Here is an 18530-nt window from a genome sequence, read left to right on the forward strand (position 1 = left end):
GTATTGGAGGCGATTTGATATGTCCGAACACTCTGACCCGGAACTACCACCACTACCGTATGACTACGACGCACTGGAACCCCACATCTCCGAACAGGTGCTCACCTGGCACCACGATACCCACCACCAGGGGTACGTAAACGGCCTCGACGCGGCCGAGAAGACCCTCGCCGAGAACCGCGAGTCGGGAGACCACTCCTCGACCGCCGGTGCCCTCGGGAACGTCACACACAACGGGTGTGGCCACTATCTCCACACGCTGTTCTGGGACAACATGGACCCGAACGGCGGTGGCGAACCCGAAGGTGCCCTCCGCGACCGCATCGAGGCGGACTTCGGCTCCTACGAGGGCTGGAAGGCCGAGTTCGAGGCCGCCGCGGGCGCCGCCGGTGGCTGGGCGCTCCTGGTCTACGACCCTGTCGCCAAGCAACTGCGCAACGTCAAGGTCGACAAGCACGACCAGGGCGCGCTCTGGGGCGCACATCCCGTCCTGGCGCTCGACGTCTGGGAGCACTCCTACTACTACGACTACGGACCGGACCGCGGCAGCTTCATCGACGCCTTCTTCGAGGTCGTCGACTGGGACCACGCCGCAGCACAGTTCGAGAAGTCGGTCCAGCACTTCGAGTAAGGGGCTCCAACCAGCATTTCTTTAGTCGCTGCTCGGTAGCGACGCGTACTCCGAGGGATTTACCCACCCGCTCGGCATACCCGCGGGTATGCCTGCGACGAAGGACGAATTCGACGAGCTGCTGTCGTTCGAGCTGCACGAACCCGCGGACATCCTGGACCCGGACCTGCTGTACACGATTCCGGAGCTGGCCCGGTTGCTCCAGGGTCTCCCCGTCGACGCCGAACTGAGCGACTTCAACGAGTCGGTGTTCATCGACTGGGCCATCCCCTGGATGATCTACAACCAGGACGACCTGGTGTTCGCGGAACCGAACGACGAGGACGTGGTCGGCCTCTACGGCCTCGCAGACGAATGAACCTCCTCGTCGCCGGCGCCGACCGGGTCGACGCCGGCAAGACGACGTTCACCGTGGGGCTGTTGGAACGGACGGGGGCGCGCGGCTACAAGCCCCGGGCCGGGAACAACTACTGGTTCGACCACGACGACTACGAGCGAGCGACGAGTGAGGGGCGACTCTACGGGAAGGACGCCAAGCGACTCGCGGCCGCGACGCCCGACGAGGTCACGCCCGAGGACGTCAACCCCATCCATCGGCTGTGGCACCCCTCGGCCGGTGCGGGGACCGGACTGCTGGGCCGCGAGCACGAGCAGTTCGTCGTCGACCGGGTCGGCGAGGAGTTCGTCGTCAACGGGTCTATCGACCTCCCCGAGTCGGTCGAGGAGCGCCTGCCACTGGCGGCCGCACCGCGTGTCACCTCGGTGCCCGACTTCAACGACCTCATGAGTGCGATGCACGTCCCGGCGCTCGAGGCTATCGCCGAAGATATCGCGACCGAGCAGCGCGCTGTCGTCGAGTCGTACGGCGACATCGCCCGCCCGCTGTCCGGGCTCGAACCGGACGCGGTCGCCGTCGTCGAACCCGGTCGGGCGCGGTTCTACGACGGAAGTCGGTACGCCAAAGCGTGTGAAATCGCGACCGGGAGCCCGGAGGAGGGCCAGCTGGAAGAGCGGGTCGGGAACGTCGTGGACCTCATCGAGCGGACCGGGGCCGTTCGGCTGCCGGCGCTCACGGGTGAGGAGCAGCGCGACCCGGCCGCCGTCGCCGATGCGTACGACCACGCCTACGACGCGCTGCTGGCGACGGCGTTCGACTGAGTCACAGACAAAAAATTCGCGGTGAGCGCGACTCCCGTCAGACCGTCTCCCACAGGCCACGGACGTCGCTGTCCGACAGCTCCGTGTCGTGCGTCTCCATCGAGTGTTGTTTGACGAACGAGATGAGTTGGTCTTCGTCCTCGGACCGAATCTCGAAGTCGCAGTCGTTCCCGGCGTCTCGACAGCTGAGTTGTTTCGCCATTGGTGGACCTCCACCCAGACGGATGCGAGACAGTAGCATTGTTACAACGATGCTATTAACGCTATCAACGCCTTTCCTGCTGAAACACCGGCTTATCTGACGGCAATACGCACAAAGATATCAACTGTCGTGCACTTCGTCGTGGAGCTGTTTCGCCTCTTTGGCGGTCACCGTCATCCACTCGCCGTCCTCCTCCAGCTTGACCTCGAATTTCCCGTCCGGGATGTCTGCGTCTGCCGGTATGGCGTGTTCCTCGACGGCGTGTTTCGCTAACTGCTGTTGTGCGGCGTCGGTCGACGGGGCAATCGCCTGCCAGGAACACCCGTCGTGCGGACAGTTTAACATCGGCTTACCACGGGTTTGCGAAGTGAGTACTTCAGCGTTCCCCCACCTGTAACCGGAACTGGACCTTCGGTTGTGAGGTCCCGGCGGCTTCAGAATTTAGCGGCCTGCCAGGAGAGCTCGACGTCGCGATACGGCGTGTCGGTGACGCTCGGGCCGTGGCCGGTGTGCATCTCGGCCAACTCCTCGTCAATCACGTCGAGCAGTCGCGCGATGCTGTCGACGAGCGTGTCGCGGTCGCCTTCCTCGAGGTCGGTCCGGCCGAAACTCCCGTTCGCGAACACGAGGTCGCCGGCGAACAGGACATCGGCGGCCGCCGAGTAGAAGCAGAGATGGTCTTCCTTGTGGCCCGGCGTATGGACTGCCAGGTAATCGTGGTCGCCCAGTGTGACGTGGTCGCCGTCTTCGATACCGTGGTCGACGCCGTCCTGGGCCGGGTCCTGGCCCCACACCTCGACGTCGAAGGCCGCCACGACGTCCGCGAGGTTGCCGACGTGGTCGTAGTGCGTGTGTGTCAGGACCACGGCGTCCAGGTCCGCTGTGTGTTCACGGACGGCCTCTACGACGTCGAACTCGTTACCGACGTCGACCAGCGCCGTTCGCTCGCCGGTGACGAGAAAGGCGTTGCTGGTGAACGACTGGACGCCGCGCGCGAGGTTCCGAATCATGCCCGGACGTTCGGTGGGGAGGTCAATGTCGGTATCGTTCTCGCTGCGGTGTCAGGGCGTCTTCTCCAGGTTCGATTTACACCGCTGATAACTACACCCACAGGGCTATGTACGTGGATACGGTACCCGCCCAGTAGATTCAGTGATGTCAGATTTGGACCCCCCTGTCGTTCTCATCGTGGAAGACGAGCCAGACGTCGCGGAGACCTACAAACTCTGGCTCCAAGACGAGTACGAGGTTCGGATGGCCCAGAACGGCGACGAGGGCCTGGAGATGCTCGACGAGTCCGTCGATGTCGTCCTCCTCGACCGGATGATGCCCGGCCTCTCGGGCGACGAGGTGCTCGAACGCATCGGCCAGCGAGCACTCAACTGTCGGGTCGCGATGGTGACGGCAGTGGAACCCGACTTCGACATCCTGGAGATGGGGTTCGATGCCTACCTCTCGAAGCCGATCCGGAGCAAGCAACTGCACGACACCGTCTCGAATCTGCTGGAGCGCTCTGAGTACGACACACTCCTGCAGGAGTACTACGCCCTCGTCGAGAAGCAGGCGACGCTCGAGGCCACGAAATCCACCGCCGAACTGGCCGAGAGCCCCGAGTACGAAGAGTTGACCGAGGACATCACGGAGATGCGCGACGGACTCTCGGAGACCCTCGGTGGTATCGAGGACGACTCCGATTTCATCGCGACGCTCCGCGGATTGAGCACTGACGAGGAGTAACGAAGGCCCAGACATGTATAATCTATCGTCTGTCCTCGATTTCGAGGAACTGCGCGACGTTCGTCCCGGGTCGAGTATCCTCCTCTCCGGCCCGGCGATGAGTGGGAAGCAACGGCTGGCGTACGACATCCTGATGGACGGTGCTCGCGATGGCGAAGGGGCCGTGGTCGTCAGTACCAACGACAGCGCACCGGCTATCGCAGAGGAGTTCCAAACCGGGGTCCCAGACCTGGCCGACTCGCAGCTCGGCATCGTCGACTGCCGGGGCGAGGGCGGCACAGAGGCCGACGCGCCCGACGGGACGTTCGTCCACAAGGTGTCGTCGCCGGGGGACCTGACCGGCATCGGTATCGGCATCACGAAAGCGCTCGAGGGGCTCCACACGTCCGGCCGGACCAGCGGACGACTGGCGCTGGTGTCCCTGTCGACGATGCTGACCTACACCGACAAGAAGACCGTGTTCAAGTTCTGTCACGTCCTCTCCTCACGGCTGGATACGGCCGACTACGTCGGTGTCTTCACCATCGACTCCGGCGCGCACGACACCCAGACGCTCCAGGTCATCAAACAGGCGTTCGACGGCCTCATCGAGGTCCGCGAGGCGGAGGCCGGGGGGCGCGAGGCCCGCGTCCTGGGCCTCGCCAGCGAACCGACGGCCTGGAAACAGCTCTGACTCGCGGTTCCGACGGGGGAGGAAGTATTTTGACCCTCGGGTTCACCCACCCGATATGGAAGTCACGCTGCTGGAGTCGACCGACGACCCCGAGGAACTCATCTGCAAGGCGGCCCGTAACGACTACAGCGCCGGGTTCGTCGGCGAACAGTCCTTCGAGGAGACGATGGCGACGGTGGAGGGCGAGACCATCGAGGAAAAGAAGCGGACGCTCATCGGACACCTGCTGAACCACGGGCACTACGGGCCCTTCGAGCACGCCCAGGTCACCTTCGCGGTCAAGGGTGTCTCCCGGTCGTGTATGGCACAGATTACCCGCCACCGGCACGTCTCTTTCGACGTGCAGTCGATGCGGTACGTCTCCTTCGACGACGTCGACCCGGCGGACGTCCGCGAGGGAGAGATGGTCGTCGTCCCGCCCTCGGCGACGGACCCGGACTGGGTGGGCCGCAACCAGCAGTCCGGCCAGGTCGACGACGAGACGGTCGCGGAGCGCGAACAGTTGTTCAAAGACACAGTCGCACAGGCCGTCCAGTCGTACCAGGACCTGCTCGATCTGGGGATGCCGCCCGAGGACGCCCGGTTCGTCCTCCCCATCGGCATGGAGGTCAACATGGTCATGTCGATGAACGCTCGGATGCTGATGCACGTCGCCGACATGCGCGCGGCCGCCGACGCCCAGTGGGAGATTCGCGGCCTGACCGAGGACCTGCTCGACCTGGCCGAGGAGTGGTGCCCGATAACCTTCGAACACTACAACGAGCACATGAAAAACCGGAAGAACCGGCTCGCACCCTGACAGTCTTCCGACATCGAAAACCCGAATCAGCCCCTCTACCGACCGAACACGGGCTCAAATCGTCGCAGTACGGGCAACATATTTCTACTAGCGGGGAGAAATCAGGACACACATGAGTCGAGACTACAATCGACGAGCATTCCTGAAACGCACCGGCGCAGTCGGCACTGTCGGACTACTGGGTGGACTCGCCGGGTGTTCGACGGGCGGCACTGGCGGCGGCGGGGAAACACCGGACGTGCTGATGGTCGTCGGCTACCCACAGAGTGGGGTCCAGCTGTTCAAGGACTTCTACGCAGACTATGGCGACGACGACGCCAACATCCTCGTGACCGACGGCCTCCAGTCGGGCGACCTGCCCGGTGACGTCGGCAACGACATGTCGAACGTCCGCGGGACAGCCCCGACGTCGTCCGGGCCCGGGCGGGAAACCTTCGAGAGCCTCTTCCTGGAAGAGTTCGACTACGACCAGGCCGGCGTGTTCACCTCGCAGGCGTACGACGCCTCCGCGGTCCAGATTCTCGCGAACCTGATGGCCGGCGAGAACGACGGGACGTCCATCCGCGACCACATGCGCGTCGTCGCGAATCCGGGCGGCACGACCTACACACCCTCGGAGCTGCCAGAGGCGGCCGAGGCTGCGGCGGCGGGCGAGAACATCCAGTACGAGGGGGCGTCGAGCAACGTCAACTTCGACGACGCCGGCGACATCACGTCCGCCCGGTACCAGGTGTTTGGCTTCACCGGGGACGGCGTCGAGACGCGAGAGACGGTCGACTTCGGCGGGTCCGGCGAGATTCCGGAGCCCGAGCCGGCCGGCAGCGGGAGCGGCGCGGACCGGACGGTCCGACTCGGCGTCCTCCAGCCCGAGACCGGCGACCTCGGTCCGCTCGGCGTGGCCATCCGTGACGCTGCGCTGCTCCCGGCCATCCAGCTGCGCGACGCCATCGACCAGACCGTCGAGACGCAGGTCGGTGATACCCAGTCCCAGGCCCAGGCGGGTATCGACGCCGCGAACTCGCTTGTGAGCGCCGGCTTCCCCTCTATCACTGGGCCCGCGGGGTCCGAGACGACCATCCAGGTCGCCCGGAACGTTCTCGTCGACAACCAGGTCGTGGGCTGCTCGCCCTCGGCGACGTCGCCGGACATCACCGACCTCGAAGACGACGACTTCGTCTTCCGGACCCCGCCGAGCGACGCGCTCCAGGGCCGGGTGCTGGCACAGGTCGCCACCGAGAACCTGGAGGGCACGACGGCCTCGACGCTGTATCTCAACAACAGTTACGGGCAGGCGCTCCAGCAATCGTTCGTCAACGCCTTCGAGGACGCCGGCGGTAGCGTCTCCCAGCAGGTCAGCTTCGAGTCACAGCAGCCCTCCTACACCTCGCAGATAAACACCGCGATGTCGATCTGAGGACTGGTGAGCACGCACATTCCGATTTTTCGAGCATCGCTACCGGTCGGTCCGGAAGCCGTCAGCCCTGGTGTGGTGTCGGGGCCGCGAACTGACCGTCCTCGAAGGCGATGGGCTCTGCCTCCCGAACGACGCGCAGGTCGTCGCGGGTCCGGGCGGCGTCGAGCAAGGCCGGCGAAGCGTACATCCGGTCGAGCCGCATCGTGTCGGTCACCCTGAGGACGCGAGCGTCGGCTTCCGGAATCACGCCACCGGTCGAGAGGGACGCCGTGAGCCCGGCGCGGTCGGACTCGACGACCGGCGGGAGGCGGACCCCGCGGACCGTGCTCGCGGTGATGGCGTTGATGAGCGTCTTCTCGGCGTCGAGGTCGGTCAGGAGGTCCTGGTGGACGAAGTCGGCCGACCCGATGCCCATCGCGTTGCCGTGCGTCGTCTCCGTCAGTCCGCGCGCGAAGAGACGCTTGATGTCCGGCCGGTCGGGCGCGGGTTCGTTGATGGCGAACGGCCGCCGACCGATGACGTTCGTGTCCATCCCCTGCCCGCTGACGTCTTTCCCGACCCGGTCGACGACGACGACGTCTAACTCGTCGAACGGTATCGTCGGCATGATGTCGTAGGCCGTCTCGAGCAGTTCCGCTTCGCGGCTGAGGAAGCCCGATGGGGGGATGCCCTCGACGATGGCGGTGTCGTCGTGCTGGTCCTCGACGATAGCCACGCCGCCGACGACCGGGAGCGCATCGAGTAACTGCTCGGTTATCTCCGGAATCATGTTCCGGAAGCTCCAGTCGACGGCCCACTCGTGGGCGATCTTCGCGCCCCGCTGCTTGCCCATCCCGATGACGAGCATCTTCGAGAGGCCGCTCTCGACCGCTCCGTCGAAGTCCGTATGGGGCTTCACGCGGTTGACCGGGAGGATCGCGTCGGCGGCGACGGCGTTCGCATCCGCCACGACGGGGACGTCCCGTTCGGCCGTGCGACCGACCTCGACCACGTCCATGCTGGAGCGTATCTCACAGCCGATTGCCGACTCGGTGACGCCGAGCGCCGCGAGTTTCTCCCGTTGCCCCTCCGCCGTCGCGCCACCGTGACTCCCCATCGCCGGGAAGACGAACGGCTCGTAACCCAGTTCGTCGACGGCGCTCACGACGCCCCCGACGATGGCTGCGAGGTTGGCGATGCCCCGACTCCCCGCGCCGATGGCGACCTCGCCGCCGTCGGGAATCTCCGACCAGTCCAGCGACTCCACGGCCCGGCGGGTCAGGTCCTCGATGTCGGCCGGCTCGATGGGATCTGTCTCCCAGACCTGCTCGACGACGCCCATCTCCGGGAGCGGTTGCTCACCCGTCGCCTCGAGGACGACCGACTCCGGGACCGAAAGTGACGTGATGTCCATACACTAGGCGGGTCGCGGGGGGAGAATAAACGTGGGGGCTTGGTCGGGGGTAACCTCGAACCGCCGATCTCTGTGGGCCGACTGGCCGACTGACGACGGTCAGTCGCTCGCCAGCGTCTCCCCGCGAGCGACGGCGTAGATGATGACGATGCCAGCACCGACCGCGAGGACGAACTGCCCGAGCGTGGTCAGGATCGCCGCAAGCGGTGAGCTACCGAACGCGAGGACGGCGAGGGCGAACGGCACCAGACTGATGGCCACGAACAGGCCGACGAGTTTGGCCAGCGGTACGGCTTCGAGCAACAGCTGTTGCCGGTCCAGTGCACCCGTCGCCGGGTCGACGAACGGTTTCGAAGAGGGCATGCACTCGATAGTCTCCGTCGAGTTACAAGTGTCTCACGGTGGTTCCAGCTCGCGTCGAAGTCACGGGGCGGCCAGATGTCCCCGTGTCCTGCCGACTCAGCCGCCCAGGAAGTCCTGGCGGACCTGCTGGTCGTTCAGCAGCGTCTCGCCGGCGTCCTGGTATCTGTTCTGCCCCTGGACGAGGACGTAGCCGCGGTCACAGCGCCGCAGGGCCTCTTTCGCGTTCTGTTCGACCATCAGCACCGCCGTCCCGTCGTCGTTGATCTTGTCGATGCGGTCGAACATCTCCGTGACCAGATCCGGTGCGAGGCCCGCCGAGGGCTCGTCGAGCAAGAGCAGGTCCGGGTCAAGCATCAACGCCCGCCCCATCGCCAGCATCTGCTGCTGACCGCCCGAGAGTGTCCCCGCCTTCTGCGTCGAGCGTTCCCTGAGAATCGGGAAGCGGTCGTAGATGCGCTCGATCTGGTCCTCGGGCACCTCGTCTAAGATGTACGCGCCCATCTCCAGGTTCTCGCGGACGCTGAGACTCCCGAAGACGTTCTCGTTCTGTGGCACGTAACCGATTCCCTCGTGGATGATCTGGTCCGGCGAGCGCCTGCTGATCTCGGTCCCGTCGAAGACCACCTGGCCGCCCATGTACGTCGTCAGGCCGAAGACGGACTTCATCACCGTCGACTTCCCCGCGCCGTTCGGGCCGACGATGACGACGTACTCGCCGTCGCCGACGTCCATGTCGACGTCTGAGAGCACCTGCAGGTCGCCGTAGCCGGCGTCTAAGTCGCGGACCGCCAGGAGGATCTCGTCTGGGTCCGGGAGTGTCACGTCTTCGGACCGGGCGGCCTGCTGGCTCATACCTCACCTCCGAGGTACGCCTCGAGCACCTGTTCGTTCGACTGAATCGCCGTCGCGTCGCCCTCGGCGAGCACCGCCCCCTGGTGCATCACGATGATGTGCTCACAGTGGTTCATGATGACGTCCATGTCGTGTTCGACCAGCAGGAAGGTCAGCCCGTCTTCCCGTAGTTCGTGGACCCGTTCGAGCAGCTTCTCCTCGAGCGTCGGGTTGACGCCGGCGAGCGGCTCGTCGAGCAACACCATCTCCGGGTCGGTCATCAGGACGCGAGCCATCTCGAGGAGTTTCCGCTGGCCGCCAGAGAGCGTCCCGGCGTTCTCGTGGGCCAGGTGGTCGATCTCGAAGAACTCCAGTGTCTCCCAGGCCCGTTCGACGACGGCTCGCTCGTTCTCTTTGACCCCCGACCGCAGGCCCGGCGTGACGGCTCTGAGCGCCGACTCGCCGACCTGGTCCGGCGGCGCGAGCATCACGTTCTCGAGCACCGTCATCTCCGAGAGCTCGCGGGCGATCTGGAACGTCCTGACCAGGCCGGTCTTCGCGAGGGCGTACGGCGGGTGCCCGGTGACGTCCGCGCCGTCGAACCGGACCTCACCGCCGGTGGGCGTGTGGATGCCGGTGATACAGTTGAACGTCGTCGACTTCCCCGCGCCGTTCGGACCGATGAGGCCGGTCAACGCCCCTGTCTCGACGGCGAACGTCGCGCCGTCGACGGCGGTGACGCCGCCGAACTCCTTCCGGAGCCCGTCGACCTCGAGCAGGGGGTCGTCGATGGCGTCGCTCCGGATGGCGAACTCGCGGTCCGTGGCGGTCACGTGCTCGCTCTCACTCATCGCTCTCACCCCCGCTTGCCGGTCTGCGGTCCGTTATATCGACGCTCGCGGCCGGTTCGTTCCGATGGCCGAGCAGCCCCTTGGGCTGGTTCTGGATGATGTAGATGAGGACGACGCCGATGAGCACGAACCGAAGCGTGCTGATGTTCGCGACCGTGTAGGCGACGAACGGGGCCGGGTCGAGCGACCCCAGGGCGGCGGCGGCGTCGACGATGTTCCCGGGCGCCCCGTCACCGCCGAGCGGGATGTTCTCCCCGAGCCTTGCCGGCAGGTAAAAGAGTAGCGCCGAGAACGTCGCCGCGCCGAGGATGCTACCAGTGTTCGACCCCGAGCCGCCGAGGATGAGCGCCGCGAACACGTAGAACGTGATGCCCGGGCGGAACTGCTGGGGGCTGATGTAGCCCGCCCCGCCACGGAAGAGGATGCCCGCTAGCCCCATCAGCGCACAGCCGATCATGAACGCCTTGATCTTGAACAGGCGCGTGTCCTTTCCGAGTGACTGCGTGACCGTCTCGTCCTCTCGGATGGCCTTCAGTACGCGGCCGAACGGCGAGTTCGAGAGGCGCGTGAGCACCCAGTAAGACCCGACCATCACGGCCAGCAGTGCGAGTCCGTACGCGATATTGACAACGTTCGGACTCGACACGCCGAAGGCAGCCGCGGCCGAGACGAGTGGCGAGCCGAGGCCCGTGACCAGGCCGGACAGGACGTCGCCCGGTGACTTGAACGAGATACCGGTCGCGCCGCCCGTCCCGAACGTCGCCCCGAACAGCGTGACCTCGGCCACGCCGTCCCAGTTGACGAACAGACGGATTATCTCCGAGAGCGCGACGGTCACGATAGCCAGGTAGTCGGCTTTCAGTCTGAGCGCCGGCAGCGCTGCCAGCGCCCCGACGATGGCGGCGACGACCATCCCGCCGACGATGCCGACCACGAGCGGCAGGTCGAAGCCGGGGACGCCACCGGCACCCGGGTTGGCAGGGGCCGTCAGAATCGCCATCGTGTACGCGCCGACGGCCATGAACCCGGCGACGCCGATGTTGAACAGCCCGGTGTACCCCCACTGGAGGTTCAGCGCCAGCGTGAGAATCGCGTACGCGCCGATGAGGACGGTGACGCTGCCGACGAAGCCGGCCGCGAGGTTCGTCCACTGGCTCCCGCCGACCGCACGCGCGAGGAGGACCATGAGGACCCAGATGGCGACGATGTACCCTGCGACGAGGACGGCGTCGGGGAGTCCGTCCAGCCGGTCCCGGATGGTGGCCGTCGCACTCATGCGGTCGTCACCCCCCCGAAGATACCGGACGGACGGAGCAACAGGACCACGATGAGCACGAGGAACGCCGCCGCCCGCGTCAGGCCCGACGGGAGCCAGATGAGCGCCAGGCTGTCGACGAGGCCGATGAGGACGCCCCCGGCCATCGCCCCGTAGATAGAGCCGATGCCACCGACGATGACCGCCGCGAAGATGAGGAGGAGGAGAATCCAGCCGAAGTTGAAGGAGATGGTCCCGCTCTCCAGGACGAGCAGGTAGCCCCCGATACCGGCGAGGCCGCCACCCAGAATCCAGGTCAGTCGGATGACCCGCTCGGTCGGGATGCCGCTGACCAGCGCCAGGTCCTCGTTGTCGGCCATCGCGCGCATCGCCTTCCCGAGTTTCGTCCGCTGGAGGAGGATGTGGACGCCGAGCATCAGCGCGACGGCGACGAGGAGCAGGGCGAGTTCGTTGTCGGTCACCGTCACGGGACGCTGTCCCGCCAGGTCCAACAGGACGAACTGGACGCCGCTGCTCGCGACGCCGCTGGTCTGCGTTCCGAAGACGAACGCGATGATGTATCGCATCGCGAGCGCGACCCCGATAGAGGCGATGAGCAACGAGATGTTCCCCGCGCTACGCATCGGCCGGTAGGTCAGTCGGTCGAGGAGCAGCACCACGGCGACGGTTCCGACTCCGGCGGCGACCAGGCCCACGACGACCGGTCCGATCGCGGTCAGCGCGCTGAGTTGCAGCCCCGCGTTGAAGAGAAACAGGTCGGCGAACGATGCGCCCGTCCCGAGGCCACCGACGACGTAGGCGGCGACCCAGCCGATGAACGCGCCCGCCGTCACGGTGTCGCCGTGGGCGAAGTTCGCGAAGTCGAGGATGCTGTACGTCATGGAGAGACCGATGCCGGCAAGCCCCACCGCAAGTCCGACCAGGATGCCGTCGAGCACCATGGAGACGAGCGAGGAGACAGTCATCGCGCCACCGAGCAGTTTGACTCCCAGAAAGAACACCGTCGTCCCGGAGAGTTTTACGACGAGATCAAGCATGAGGAAGCCGACGACGGCGCCGAGTATCGCGGTCCCGGGCCGCTCGACGAACAGTCGCCGCCCCTCAGCCACTGTGTCTGCGAAACTCATCTATTGGCTGGGATTGTACCCTCCAGCGTAAATAAGTCTCTGATGCCGCCCAGCCGGTCGAGTTCGCCCGGACCGCCACGCCGTGCCCGCTGGCGTGTCCCGTCTCGAAACCCCGAGATGGAGGGCCCACACCGCAGCGGATTCGTATCCATGCACAGTGCTTTTATGCGGTCCTCGGGTCAATCAGTGTAGATGTCGCGTCTGGTCGCTGCGAGCGCCGTCGTTCTCCTCGTCGTCGCCACCGTTGGTTCGATACCAGCCGTCGGCGGCGCACAACAGAACGCCGCGGTGCAGACACCCGACGGATTCGACCGGACGACGTTCCGCGTCACGGTGTACGAGAACGGGTCGGCCCGGTGGGCCATCGAACACCGGACGCCGCTGAACAACGAGTCAGAGCGACAGCAGTTCGAGGACTTCGCGGCGGAGTTCGAACGAAACGAGACGCAGCTGTACGCCAACTTCGTCTCGCAGGCCGACGTCCTGACCAGTCTCGGCACGAACGCCACCGGTCGCGAGATGGCGGCGGAGGGCTTCCAGCGGTCGGCGGGTGTCGACCCGATTCAGAGCAGTGGGACAGTCCGGATGTCGTTCCGCTGGACGAACTTCGCCGTCCGCTCCGGTGACGCCGTCGTCGTCAACGACGTCTTCACCGGCGGGTTCTACATCGGCCCGAGCCAGTCGCTGGTGTTCGAGCGCGGCCCGTCGCTCGCCTTCGCCGAGGTCCAGCCGGGTCCTGACTCCGTGAGCCAACCCGACTCGCTGGCCGAGAGCGCGAGCGTCACCTGGAACGGCGAACGGTCTTTCAACGACCGGCGCCCCTTCGTCGAGCTGGGCCCGCGAACAACCGTCGTGGACGGGTCGAACGGGACCGCCACGCCCGGTGACGAGTCTCCGACTACGGACGGGACACCCGCCCCCCCGACCAGTGGCACCCCGTCGTGGATGTTCCTCGTCGCTGGCATCGTCCTGCTGGTGGGCCTCGGCGGCGCCGTTGCCTGGCGCTCTGGGATGGGGACGATCGTCCTCGGCGGCGAGGACGACACTGGCGGGTCGGAAGCCGTCGAGGCCGAGCCGGACGGCGACTCGTCCGCTCCGGCCCCGGAGCCGGACGTCACAGAGGACGAACTGCTGACCGACAGCGACCGGGTGGTGAAACTCCTGGAGGACAACGGCGGTCGGATGAAGCAGGTCGACATCGTCGACACCACCGACTGGTCGAAGTCGAAGGTGAGCATGCTCCTCTCGGACATGGAGGACGAGGGTGACATCAGCAAGCTCCGGGTCGGCCGAGAGAACATCATCAGCCTCTCCGGGCACGAACCGGACGCGACGAAGTCGCCGTTCGACGACGAATAGGTCCCTGGAACCGCATTCACGACCCGGCGTGACGCTCTCGAGGAGTGGGAAACCTCCCCAGGGCGGCCGTGAAGCGCAATGATTATACGTAACTCCTCGCTACGTTCGAATGCGCTCCGTTGGTGTAGTCCGGCCAATCATATCACCCTCTCACGGTGATGACCAGGGTTCGAATCCCTGACGGAGCACTTCTGTGGCGAGCACACTCGCGAGCCACTGTGTTGGACTGCAGTGATTCGAATCACGCGAGACGAGCGACTCTCGCCTCGGGGTCGAATCCCTGACAGAGCACCCTTCGTTCTGCCGCGTCTAGCGACGCGGACTCGTCGCGTCTCAGCGAACGGAGCGGTTGGGCCGGCTCCCGACGTCGCCGGGTCGTTCGCTACGGTGTTCGACGTCGTCGATGGTCGCGCGCCAGTACGGCAGCGCGCCGTCCGGGAGGGTCCACTCGACCGCCGCCCGCGTCGGAATCAGGCGGCCGTTCCGGTTCTGATAGTTCTCGAACGTTCCGGTCCAGGGCGCGTCGTCACCCGCAGCTTGCCGAAAGCGTTCGGCCGTGACCCGGTCGACGACGCCGTCGTCGAAGTGGAAGACGACCGACGCCGTGTTGCCGCGGTGTTCGATAGTCGCGCTCGCCGCAGTCGCGCTCACGGCCCTCCACTCGACGCCGTTGCTCGGTAGGAGGGCCGTGGGGAACCAGACGGCCTCGGCGAGGTACCGCAGGAGTTCGCCGGTGTCCATCTCCGGGGACGGCCCCGCGTTCGCGACGCGGATGGCCGACAGGACCCGAGCGTCGAGGATGCCGTCCCCGTCGACGTAGGCGTCCAGTACGCGCGCACGAATCAGCGGAGCGACGTCGATGGTCGCGTCCCACACGAACCCGGGTGGTCTGGTCGTGTAGTGCTGGGTGGCCTCCAGCGACCGCCAGGGGGACCCGGCGTCGCCGAGACGGAAGGTCCCGGTCTGGTGGAGAGAGACCGACGTCGCGTACGCCAGTCCCGGCTGGAGCACGGTTTCGAAGTAGTTCGCAACAGGGTCTGGGAGGCCCGCTAGTTCGCTCCGGTCGAACGCTCCGTCTCGAACGGTGGCTGCCGCGTGCAGCCTGTCGGTACGGGTCGCGATTTCACGGGCGAACCGACGTCGCTGGACGCCGACACCGAGGACGGCAGTCGCACCCAACAGGCCCGCTGCCGCGAGGATTCGTCGACCGGCGGTCGATGGAGAAAAATTCATAGACGCATTGAAACGACGCGCTCGACAAAAAAGGTGCGGGGACTCGGTGACCGACTACCGACCGACGAGTCTGCCGACGACGCTGTCGAACAGCTGTCGTGCCCGGGAGGCACCCCCTCGGAGGGAGTACCGTGACCAGTAAACCTCCGCCGTCACCCATCCGAGGGCACCGCCACACGCGACGGCGGTGAAGACGAGGTCGCTGAACCGGACCCACGCCGGCGCGACGTAGAGCAGTCCGTTGGCGACCAGGCTCGGGACGAGGTCCTTGAGCCCGAGCCAGAAGCGGTCGACGAGCGACCGGTCGAATCCATCTCTGGAACCGGCCACGCCACCGGTCACGTTCGCGACGACGTCTCGCGCGGTCCCCGGTCGTTCGCTGACCAGTTGCCGGTACTGCGCGGCCGGTCCGCCGGCGCTCTCGTCACCGGTCCCGAGGCGCTCGACGTCGTAGGGCATCCCGACGTCGGCCGACCACACGACCTCGTCGCGCGGACCGATCTCCGCCACGCGGTCGCCGTGGGAGTCGACGACGAGGGTACCGCCGTCGGGGAGTCGGTCCGCGTCACGCGGCCACTGCAGGCGGACGTCACGCCAGGACCACGTTCGCTCCCAGCCGGCCTCGGTCCGTCGGTACTCGACGAGGCGACCGTTCTCCGAGTCGGCGACGAGGACGCTCGGCCCGCCGGCCGCCGGTGGAATGTAGTCCGGGTTGTGTTGCTCGTAGAGGACGCTGTGGTCCTCGTCGGTTCCAAGCGTCCGGGATTCGTTGACCGCCCAGCCGTCGGGCCCTCGCTCCAGGAACACGACCTCGTCCATGTTGCGCGGGCTGACCATCACGCTCCCGTCGGCCAGTCGCTCGACGTCGTTGATGTGCGTCCAGTCGCCGGCGCCGCCGCCCTGGTCCCGGTCGTAGTGGGCCGAGGCGTTCCAGCGCCACACGACCGACCCGTCGCGCGTGTCGACCGCGTAGACACCGTCGTCGACGATGTCGGCGACCAGGAGATGCGTCTCGTTGAGGCGGTCGACGTCGTGCCACCGTGCCGAGTAGATGCGGGGCGTCACCTCGCCGTAGACGCGCTCCTCCGCGCCGGTCGTGAGGTTGACCCGGACGACCACGTTCCGCGTACACTCCTCACTGGTGACGGACTCACACTCGTCACCGTCGAGGTGTTCGGCGGCGACGTACTCCACGGTGTAGCGTTCCCCGGGCACAGGGTCGACGTCGAAGTACACCCGGTAGCTGTCGTCGTAGTACACCAGGGTCCCGTTGGGCAGGAACGCGGCTAGCTCGGCTCGTTCGTCTGAGACGTAGAACCCCTGCGTGGCGACGACGGTGAGGTTCCGCTCGCTCGCGGCGACGGCGCGGTCGACTCGCTCTGTCGACCAGTCGAGGGCGGGCGACTCCCCAGCTCTGGCCTCGTCGAACCGGCTCTCGACGTCGATACCGCGGGTGGGAGTCGTCGACTGTGCCGTCGCGGTCCCGTTCCCTGCCGACGGCGCTCCGGCGAACTCCTGCACCGTCGGCTCCGTGGTTGTGACGTAACTGGCGCCGACGGTGGTGACGGAGAGCAGGAGGGTCAAGGCCAGTACCGCCCGCACAAGGGGACGCGTCCGACTGGGAAGCACGTGTTACCCGGGAACACCGACCGCCTGGTAAAAGGAGTACCGTAGAGTCAGGTCAGAGTTTCAGCGATTCACTGGCCGTCCCAGTCCATCCGGCAGTCCTCGTCACAGAAGTGCGCCGTCTGGACGGTCGCGTCCTCGATCCAGGTGATGACCCGATGGGTCGCCTCGTTGGCGATGGGCTCGCCACAGGTCGCACAGTTCGGCGCATCCTCCTCGTCGATGTCTTCGTGGTGGTCCGATGTCGGGTCGACCATTCTTATTCGAGAGTGGATTCGCCCGTACTTAATCCCACATATTCGTCGCCAGCGCCGAAGACCGCGCTACCGGTCTCGCGTGACGCTCTCGCCCGGCGTCGTCGTCGCGCCGGTGTCGAGGACGACGCCGGCGTTGAGACTGGTGTTGATGGCCGTCTTCACCCCGTCTCCGGCGACGACGCCGAACTTCCTGCGGCCGGTCGAGACGCGCTCGCCCTTCACCGTCATCCGCACCGGCTCGCCGTCGTGACGGAGATTCGCCACCTGCGTGCCCGCGCCGAAGTTGACGTCGGTGCCGAGGACGCTGTCCCCGACGTACGAGACGTGCGGGACGTTCGATCCCGCGTAGAGGACGGTGTTCTTGACCTCGACGCCGTGCCCGACGTGGCAGTCCTCACCGACGAGCGTCGCCCCGCGGACGTACGCGTTCGGGCCGACGTGTGCCCCCGACTGCACCAGTGCCGGCCCCTCGATGGTCACCCCGGGCTCTACCACCGCGTCTTCCTCGACGACGACGGTGCCCCGGAGGTCGGCATCGCCGCGGACGTCGCCGTCGATGCGTCGGTCCATGTCTGCGAGTTTCCACTCGTTGGCCGCGAGCAGTTCCCAGGGGCGACCCACGTCCAGCCAGCGGTCGACCTCGACGGCCGTCACCGAGTGCTCGTCGACGACCCGCGCGAGGACGTCCGTTATCTCTCGCTCGCCGCGCTCGCTCAGCGGCACGTCCAGCCAGTCGCGCGCTTCGGCCGGGAAGACGTAGGCGCCCGCGTTCGCGAGGTCCGTCGGCGGGTCGTCGGGCTTCTCGACGATGCCGGTCACTGTCTCGCCATCCGTCGAGAGTACGCCGTAGTTCCGGGGGTCTTCGACACTGTAGGCGGCGATAGCCGGGGCTGCGTCGAACAGCGCCGCGACGCTCGCCTCGTCGTAGAGGTTGTCGCCGTTCAGGACGGCGAAGGGGCCGTCGAGGTACTCGCGAGCCGCCTCGACTGCGTCGGCCGTCCCCTGCTGTTCCTCTTGGACGGCGAACCTGACCGGAACGCCCCGATAAGTGTCGCCGAAGTACGACCGGACGTCGTCGGCCTCGTACCCGACGACGAAGATTAGTTCGTCGGCACCGGCTTCGACCGCCGTGTCCGCCGTGTGGGCGACGAGCGGGCGGTCGGCCACCTGGAGCATCGGCTTCGGCGTCTGTGCGGTCAGCGGCCGCATTCGAGTCCCCTCACCGGCCGCGAGTACGACAGCTTGCATGCACGGGACGTCACACGGCCACGGAAAATACCTACTGCTGTCGGTTGTGCATCGGGGAACCGACAGCGACGCCGCTGGGAACACTATTTCCTGAAAATGTGCTCGGTAGGGGATTTGAACCCCTGTCCTCGGCTGTCTTCCTCGCGGAGGTTGAACCTCCGAGCGAGCCGAAAGGCCAAGATGATTGGCCGGACTACACCAACCGAGCGCAGTCGTGGCTTTCGGGTGCTTCAATTTAACCCCATCGAAATCGGGTGCCCTCGTGGACTCGTCTCACAGTCGCCTAGTTGTCACGAACGCATCCTGAGCGTCCGAACCGACGTGCGAAAATCCGGGAACCAGGCCGTCGGGT

Annotated in this window: 21 protein-coding genes and 2 tRNA genes; 9 read left to right on the forward strand and 14 right to left on the reverse strand. The window is 66.3% G+C overall.

The genetic code is table 11. The features are described from left to right. Positions 1-19: 19 nt before the first annotated feature. The 3 genes from sod (at position 20) to P1L41_RS10960 (ending at position 1789) form a co-directional block, all read left to right on the forward strand. A complete protein-coding gene (sod, locus tag P1L41_RS10950; RefSeq protein WP_276295767.1) occupies positions 20-631 on the forward strand; it encodes a superoxide dismutase in 612 nt (203 codons plus the stop codon). Between the two features lie 88 nt (positions 632-719). Continuing rightward, positions 720-989, forward strand: a complete 270-nt coding sequence (locus P1L41_RS10955) for a DUF5827 family protein (protein WP_276295768.1) — start codon at positions 720-722, stop codon at positions 987-989. Beyond that, positions 986-1789 (forward strand): ATPase, encoded by an 804-nt coding sequence (locus P1L41_RS10960; RefSeq protein WP_276295769.1) that lies wholly within the window; start codon positions 986-988, stop codon positions 1787-1789. Before P1L41_RS10955 ends, P1L41_RS10960 begins: the two co-directional genes overlap by 4 nt. 37 nt (positions 1790-1826) lie before the next feature. Here the strand turns inward: P1L41_RS10960 and P1L41_RS10965 are convergent, their stop codons facing one another. The 3 genes from P1L41_RS10965 to P1L41_RS10975 all read right to left on the reverse strand — a co-directional run bounded on the left by P1L41_RS10965 (position 1827) and on the right by P1L41_RS10975 (position 3001). After that, the gene (locus P1L41_RS10965; RefSeq protein ID WP_276295770.1) at positions 1827-1991 is read right to left on the reverse strand and encodes a DUF1059 domain-containing protein; all 165 of its coding nucleotides are present in this window, start codon (positions 1989-1991) and stop codon (positions 1827-1829) included. A gap of 120 nt (positions 1992-2111) precedes the next feature. Continuing rightward, positions 2112-2336: a hypothetical protein gene (locus tag P1L41_RS10970; RefSeq protein WP_276295771.1), complete on the reverse strand. Its 225-nt coding sequence runs from the start codon at positions 2334-2336 to the stop codon at positions 2112-2114. Positions 2337-2425: 89 nt separating this feature from the next. Continuing rightward, the gene (locus tag P1L41_RS10975) at positions 2426-3001 is read right to left on the reverse strand and encodes an MBL fold metallo-hydrolase (RefSeq protein ID WP_276295772.1); all 576 of its coding nucleotides are present in this window, start codon (positions 2999-3001) and stop codon (positions 2426-2428) included. A 145-nt stretch (positions 3002-3146) separates the two neighbouring features. On the opposite strand from P1L41_RS10975, the gene P1L41_RS10980 reads away from it, so the two are divergent. From P1L41_RS10980 to P1L41_RS10995, 4 genes are all read left to right on the forward strand, one after another. After that, positions 3147-3728, forward strand: coding sequence for a response regulator transcription factor (locus P1L41_RS10980; protein WP_276295773.1), 582 nt, complete (start codon positions 3147-3149; stop codon positions 3726-3728). Positions 3729-3741: 13 nt separating this feature from the next. Further along, positions 3742-4401, forward strand: a complete 660-nt coding sequence (locus P1L41_RS10985) for an RAD55 family ATPase (protein ID WP_276295774.1) — start codon at positions 3742-3744, stop codon at positions 4399-4401. Between the two features lie 55 nt (positions 4402-4456). Next, positions 4457-5200 (forward strand): FAD-dependent thymidylate synthase, encoded by a 744-nt coding sequence (gene thyX, locus P1L41_RS10990; protein ID WP_276295775.1) that lies wholly within the window; start codon positions 4457-4459, stop codon positions 5198-5200. A gap of 112 nt (positions 5201-5312) precedes the next feature. Continuing rightward, positions 5313-6614, forward strand: coding sequence for an ABC transporter substrate-binding protein (locus P1L41_RS10995; RefSeq protein ID WP_276295776.1), 1302 nt, complete (start codon positions 5313-5315; stop codon positions 6612-6614). A 61-nt stretch (positions 6615-6675) separates the two neighbouring features. Here the strand turns inward: P1L41_RS10995 and P1L41_RS11000 are convergent, their stop codons facing one another. The 6 genes from P1L41_RS11000 to P1L41_RS11025 form a co-directional block, all read right to left on the reverse strand. After that, a complete protein-coding gene (locus P1L41_RS11000) occupies positions 6676-8007 on the reverse strand; it encodes a nickel pincer cofactor-dependent isomerase, group 22 (RefSeq protein ID WP_276295777.1) in 1332 nt (443 codons plus the stop codon). Between the two features lie 99 nt (positions 8008-8106). After that, positions 8107-8370: a hypothetical protein gene (locus tag P1L41_RS11005; RefSeq protein ID WP_276295778.1), complete on the reverse strand. Its 264-nt coding sequence runs from the start codon at positions 8368-8370 to the stop codon at positions 8107-8109. 96 nt (positions 8371-8466) lie between these two features. Further along, a complete protein-coding gene (locus P1L41_RS11010) occupies positions 8467-9222 on the reverse strand; it encodes an ABC transporter ATP-binding protein (RefSeq protein ID WP_276295779.1) in 756 nt (251 codons plus the stop codon). After that, positions 9219-10052 carry an ABC transporter ATP-binding protein gene (locus P1L41_RS11015; protein WP_276295780.1) on the reverse strand — a complete coding sequence of 278 codons (834 nt, stop codon included), beginning with the start codon at positions 10050-10052 and terminating at the stop codon, positions 9219-9221. The genes P1L41_RS11010 and P1L41_RS11015 overlap by 4 nt, the downstream gene beginning before the upstream one ends. Next, complete coding sequence (locus tag P1L41_RS11020; RefSeq protein ID WP_276295781.1) at positions 10045-11328, reverse strand: branched-chain amino acid ABC transporter permease; 1284 nt, start codon at positions 11326-11328, stop codon at positions 10045-10047. Before P1L41_RS11020 ends, P1L41_RS11015 begins: the two co-directional genes overlap by 8 nt. Further along, positions 11325-12455, reverse strand: a complete 1131-nt coding sequence (locus tag P1L41_RS11025; protein ID WP_276295782.1) for a branched-chain amino acid ABC transporter permease — start codon at positions 12453-12455, stop codon at positions 11325-11327. The genes P1L41_RS11020 and P1L41_RS11025 overlap by 4 nt, the downstream gene beginning before the upstream one ends. 192 nt (positions 12456-12647) lie before the next feature. On the opposite strand from P1L41_RS11025, the gene P1L41_RS11030 reads away from it, so the two are divergent. Both P1L41_RS11030 and P1L41_RS11035 read left to right on the forward strand, forming a co-directional pair. After that, positions 12648-13814, forward strand: a complete 1167-nt coding sequence (locus P1L41_RS11030; RefSeq protein ID WP_276295783.1) for a helix-turn-helix transcriptional regulator — start codon at positions 12648-12650, stop codon at positions 13812-13814. A gap of 113 nt (positions 13815-13927) precedes the next feature. Beyond that, positions 13928-14002 (forward strand) — tRNA-Glu (locus P1L41_RS11035). A gap of 145 nt (positions 14003-14147) precedes the next feature. On the opposite strand, the gene P1L41_RS11040 is transcribed toward P1L41_RS11035, so the two are convergent. The 5 genes from P1L41_RS11040 to P1L41_RS11060 form a co-directional block, all read right to left on the reverse strand. Next, positions 14148-15047, reverse strand: coding sequence for a DUF6544 family protein (locus tag P1L41_RS11040; protein WP_276295784.1), 900 nt, complete (start codon positions 15045-15047; stop codon positions 14148-14150). 54 nt (positions 15048-15101) lie between these two features. Beyond that, on the reverse strand, positions 15102-16649 hold the full coding sequence (locus tag P1L41_RS11045) for an aryl-sulfate sulfotransferase (RefSeq protein WP_276295785.1): 1548 nt from the start codon (positions 16647-16649) through the stop codon (positions 15102-15104). A gap of 95 nt (positions 16650-16744) precedes the next feature. Beyond that, the gene (locus P1L41_RS11050; protein WP_276295786.1) at positions 16745-16930 is read right to left on the reverse strand and encodes a DUF7576 family protein; all 186 of its coding nucleotides are present in this window, start codon (positions 16928-16930) and stop codon (positions 16745-16747) included. 66 nt (positions 16931-16996) lie between these two features. Continuing rightward, entirely contained in the window at positions 16997-18178 is a 1182-nt protein-coding gene (gene glmU, locus P1L41_RS11055) for a bifunctional sugar-1-phosphate nucleotidylyltransferase/acetyltransferase (protein WP_276295787.1), read from the reverse strand. A gap of 99 nt (positions 18179-18277) precedes the next feature. Then, positions 18278-18386 (reverse strand) — tRNA-Glu (locus P1L41_RS11060). Positions 18387-18530: the final 144 nt, after the last annotated feature.

Source organism: Haloarcula ordinaria (assembly GCF_029338275.1).
GTDB lineage: Archaea > Halobacteriota > Halobacteria > Halobacteriales > Haloarculaceae > Haloarcula > Haloarcula ordinaria.

What these genes read in the sequence shown, in the direction of transcription:
- sod (WP_276295767.1), top strand. Translation starts at nt 20, where the DNA reads ATGTCCGAACACTCTGACCCGGAACTACCACCACTACCGTATGACTAC.
- P1L41_RS10955 (WP_276295768.1), top strand. Translation starts at nt 720, where the DNA reads ATGCCTGCGACGAAGGACGAATTCGACGAGCTGCTGTCGTTCGAGCTG.
- P1L41_RS10960 (WP_276295769.1), top strand. Translation starts at nt 986, where the DNA reads ATGAACCTCCTCGTCGCCGGCGCCGACCGGGTCGACGCCGGCAAGACG.
- P1L41_RS10965 (WP_276295770.1), bottom strand. Translation starts at nt 1,991, where the DNA reads ATGGCGAAACAACTCAGCTGTCGAGACGCCGGGAACGACTGCGACTTC.
- P1L41_RS10970 (WP_276295771.1), bottom strand. Translation starts at nt 2,336, where the DNA reads ATGTTAAACTGTCCGCACGACGGGTGTTCCTGGCAGGCGATTGCCCCG.
- P1L41_RS10975 (WP_276295772.1), bottom strand. Translation starts at nt 3,001, where the DNA reads ATGATTCGGAACCTCGCGCGCGGCGTCCAGTCGTTCACCAGCAACGCC.
- P1L41_RS10980 (WP_276295773.1), top strand. Translation starts at nt 3,147, where the DNA reads ATGTCAGATTTGGACCCCCCTGTCGTTCTCATCGTGGAAGACGAGCCA.
- P1L41_RS10985 (WP_276295774.1), top strand. Translation starts at nt 3,742, where the DNA reads ATGTATAATCTATCGTCTGTCCTCGATTTCGAGGAACTGCGCGACGTT.
- thyX (WP_276295775.1), top strand. Translation starts at nt 4,457, where the DNA reads ATGGAAGTCACGCTGCTGGAGTCGACCGACGACCCCGAGGAACTCATC.
- P1L41_RS10995 (WP_276295776.1), top strand. Translation starts at nt 5,313, where the DNA reads ATGAGTCGAGACTACAATCGACGAGCATTCCTGAAACGCACCGGCGCA.
- P1L41_RS11000 (WP_276295777.1), bottom strand. Translation starts at nt 8,007, where the DNA reads ATGGACATCACGTCACTTTCGGTCCCGGAGTCGGTCGTCCTCGAGGCG.
- P1L41_RS11005 (WP_276295778.1), bottom strand. Translation starts at nt 8,370, where the DNA reads ATGCCCTCTTCGAAACCGTTCGTCGACCCGGCGACGGGTGCACTGGAC.
- P1L41_RS11010 (WP_276295779.1), bottom strand. Translation starts at nt 9,222, where the DNA reads ATGAGCCAGCAGGCCGCCCGGTCCGAAGACGTGACACTCCCGGACCCA.
- P1L41_RS11015 (WP_276295780.1), bottom strand. Translation starts at nt 10,052, where the DNA reads ATGAGTGAGAGCGAGCACGTGACCGCCACGGACCGCGAGTTCGCCATC.
- P1L41_RS11020 (WP_276295781.1), bottom strand. Translation starts at nt 11,328, where the DNA reads ATGAGTGCGACGGCCACCATCCGGGACCGGCTGGACGGACTCCCCGAC.
- P1L41_RS11025 (WP_276295782.1), bottom strand. Translation starts at nt 12,455, where the DNA reads ATGAGTTTCGCAGACACAGTGGCTGAGGGGCGGCGACTGTTCGTCGAG.
- P1L41_RS11030 (WP_276295783.1), top strand. Translation starts at nt 12,648, where the DNA reads ATGTCGCGTCTGGTCGCTGCGAGCGCCGTCGTTCTCCTCGTCGTCGCC.
- P1L41_RS11040 (WP_276295784.1), bottom strand. Translation starts at nt 15,047, where the DNA reads ATGAATTTTTCTCCATCGACCGCCGGTCGACGAATCCTCGCGGCAGCG.
- P1L41_RS11050 (WP_276295786.1), bottom strand. Translation starts at nt 16,930, where the DNA reads ATGGTCGACCCGACATCGGACCACCACGAAGACATCGACGAGGAGGAT.
- glmU (WP_276295787.1), bottom strand. Translation starts at nt 18,178, where the DNA reads ATGCAAGCTGTCGTACTCGCGGCCGGTGAGGGGACTCGAATGCGGCCG.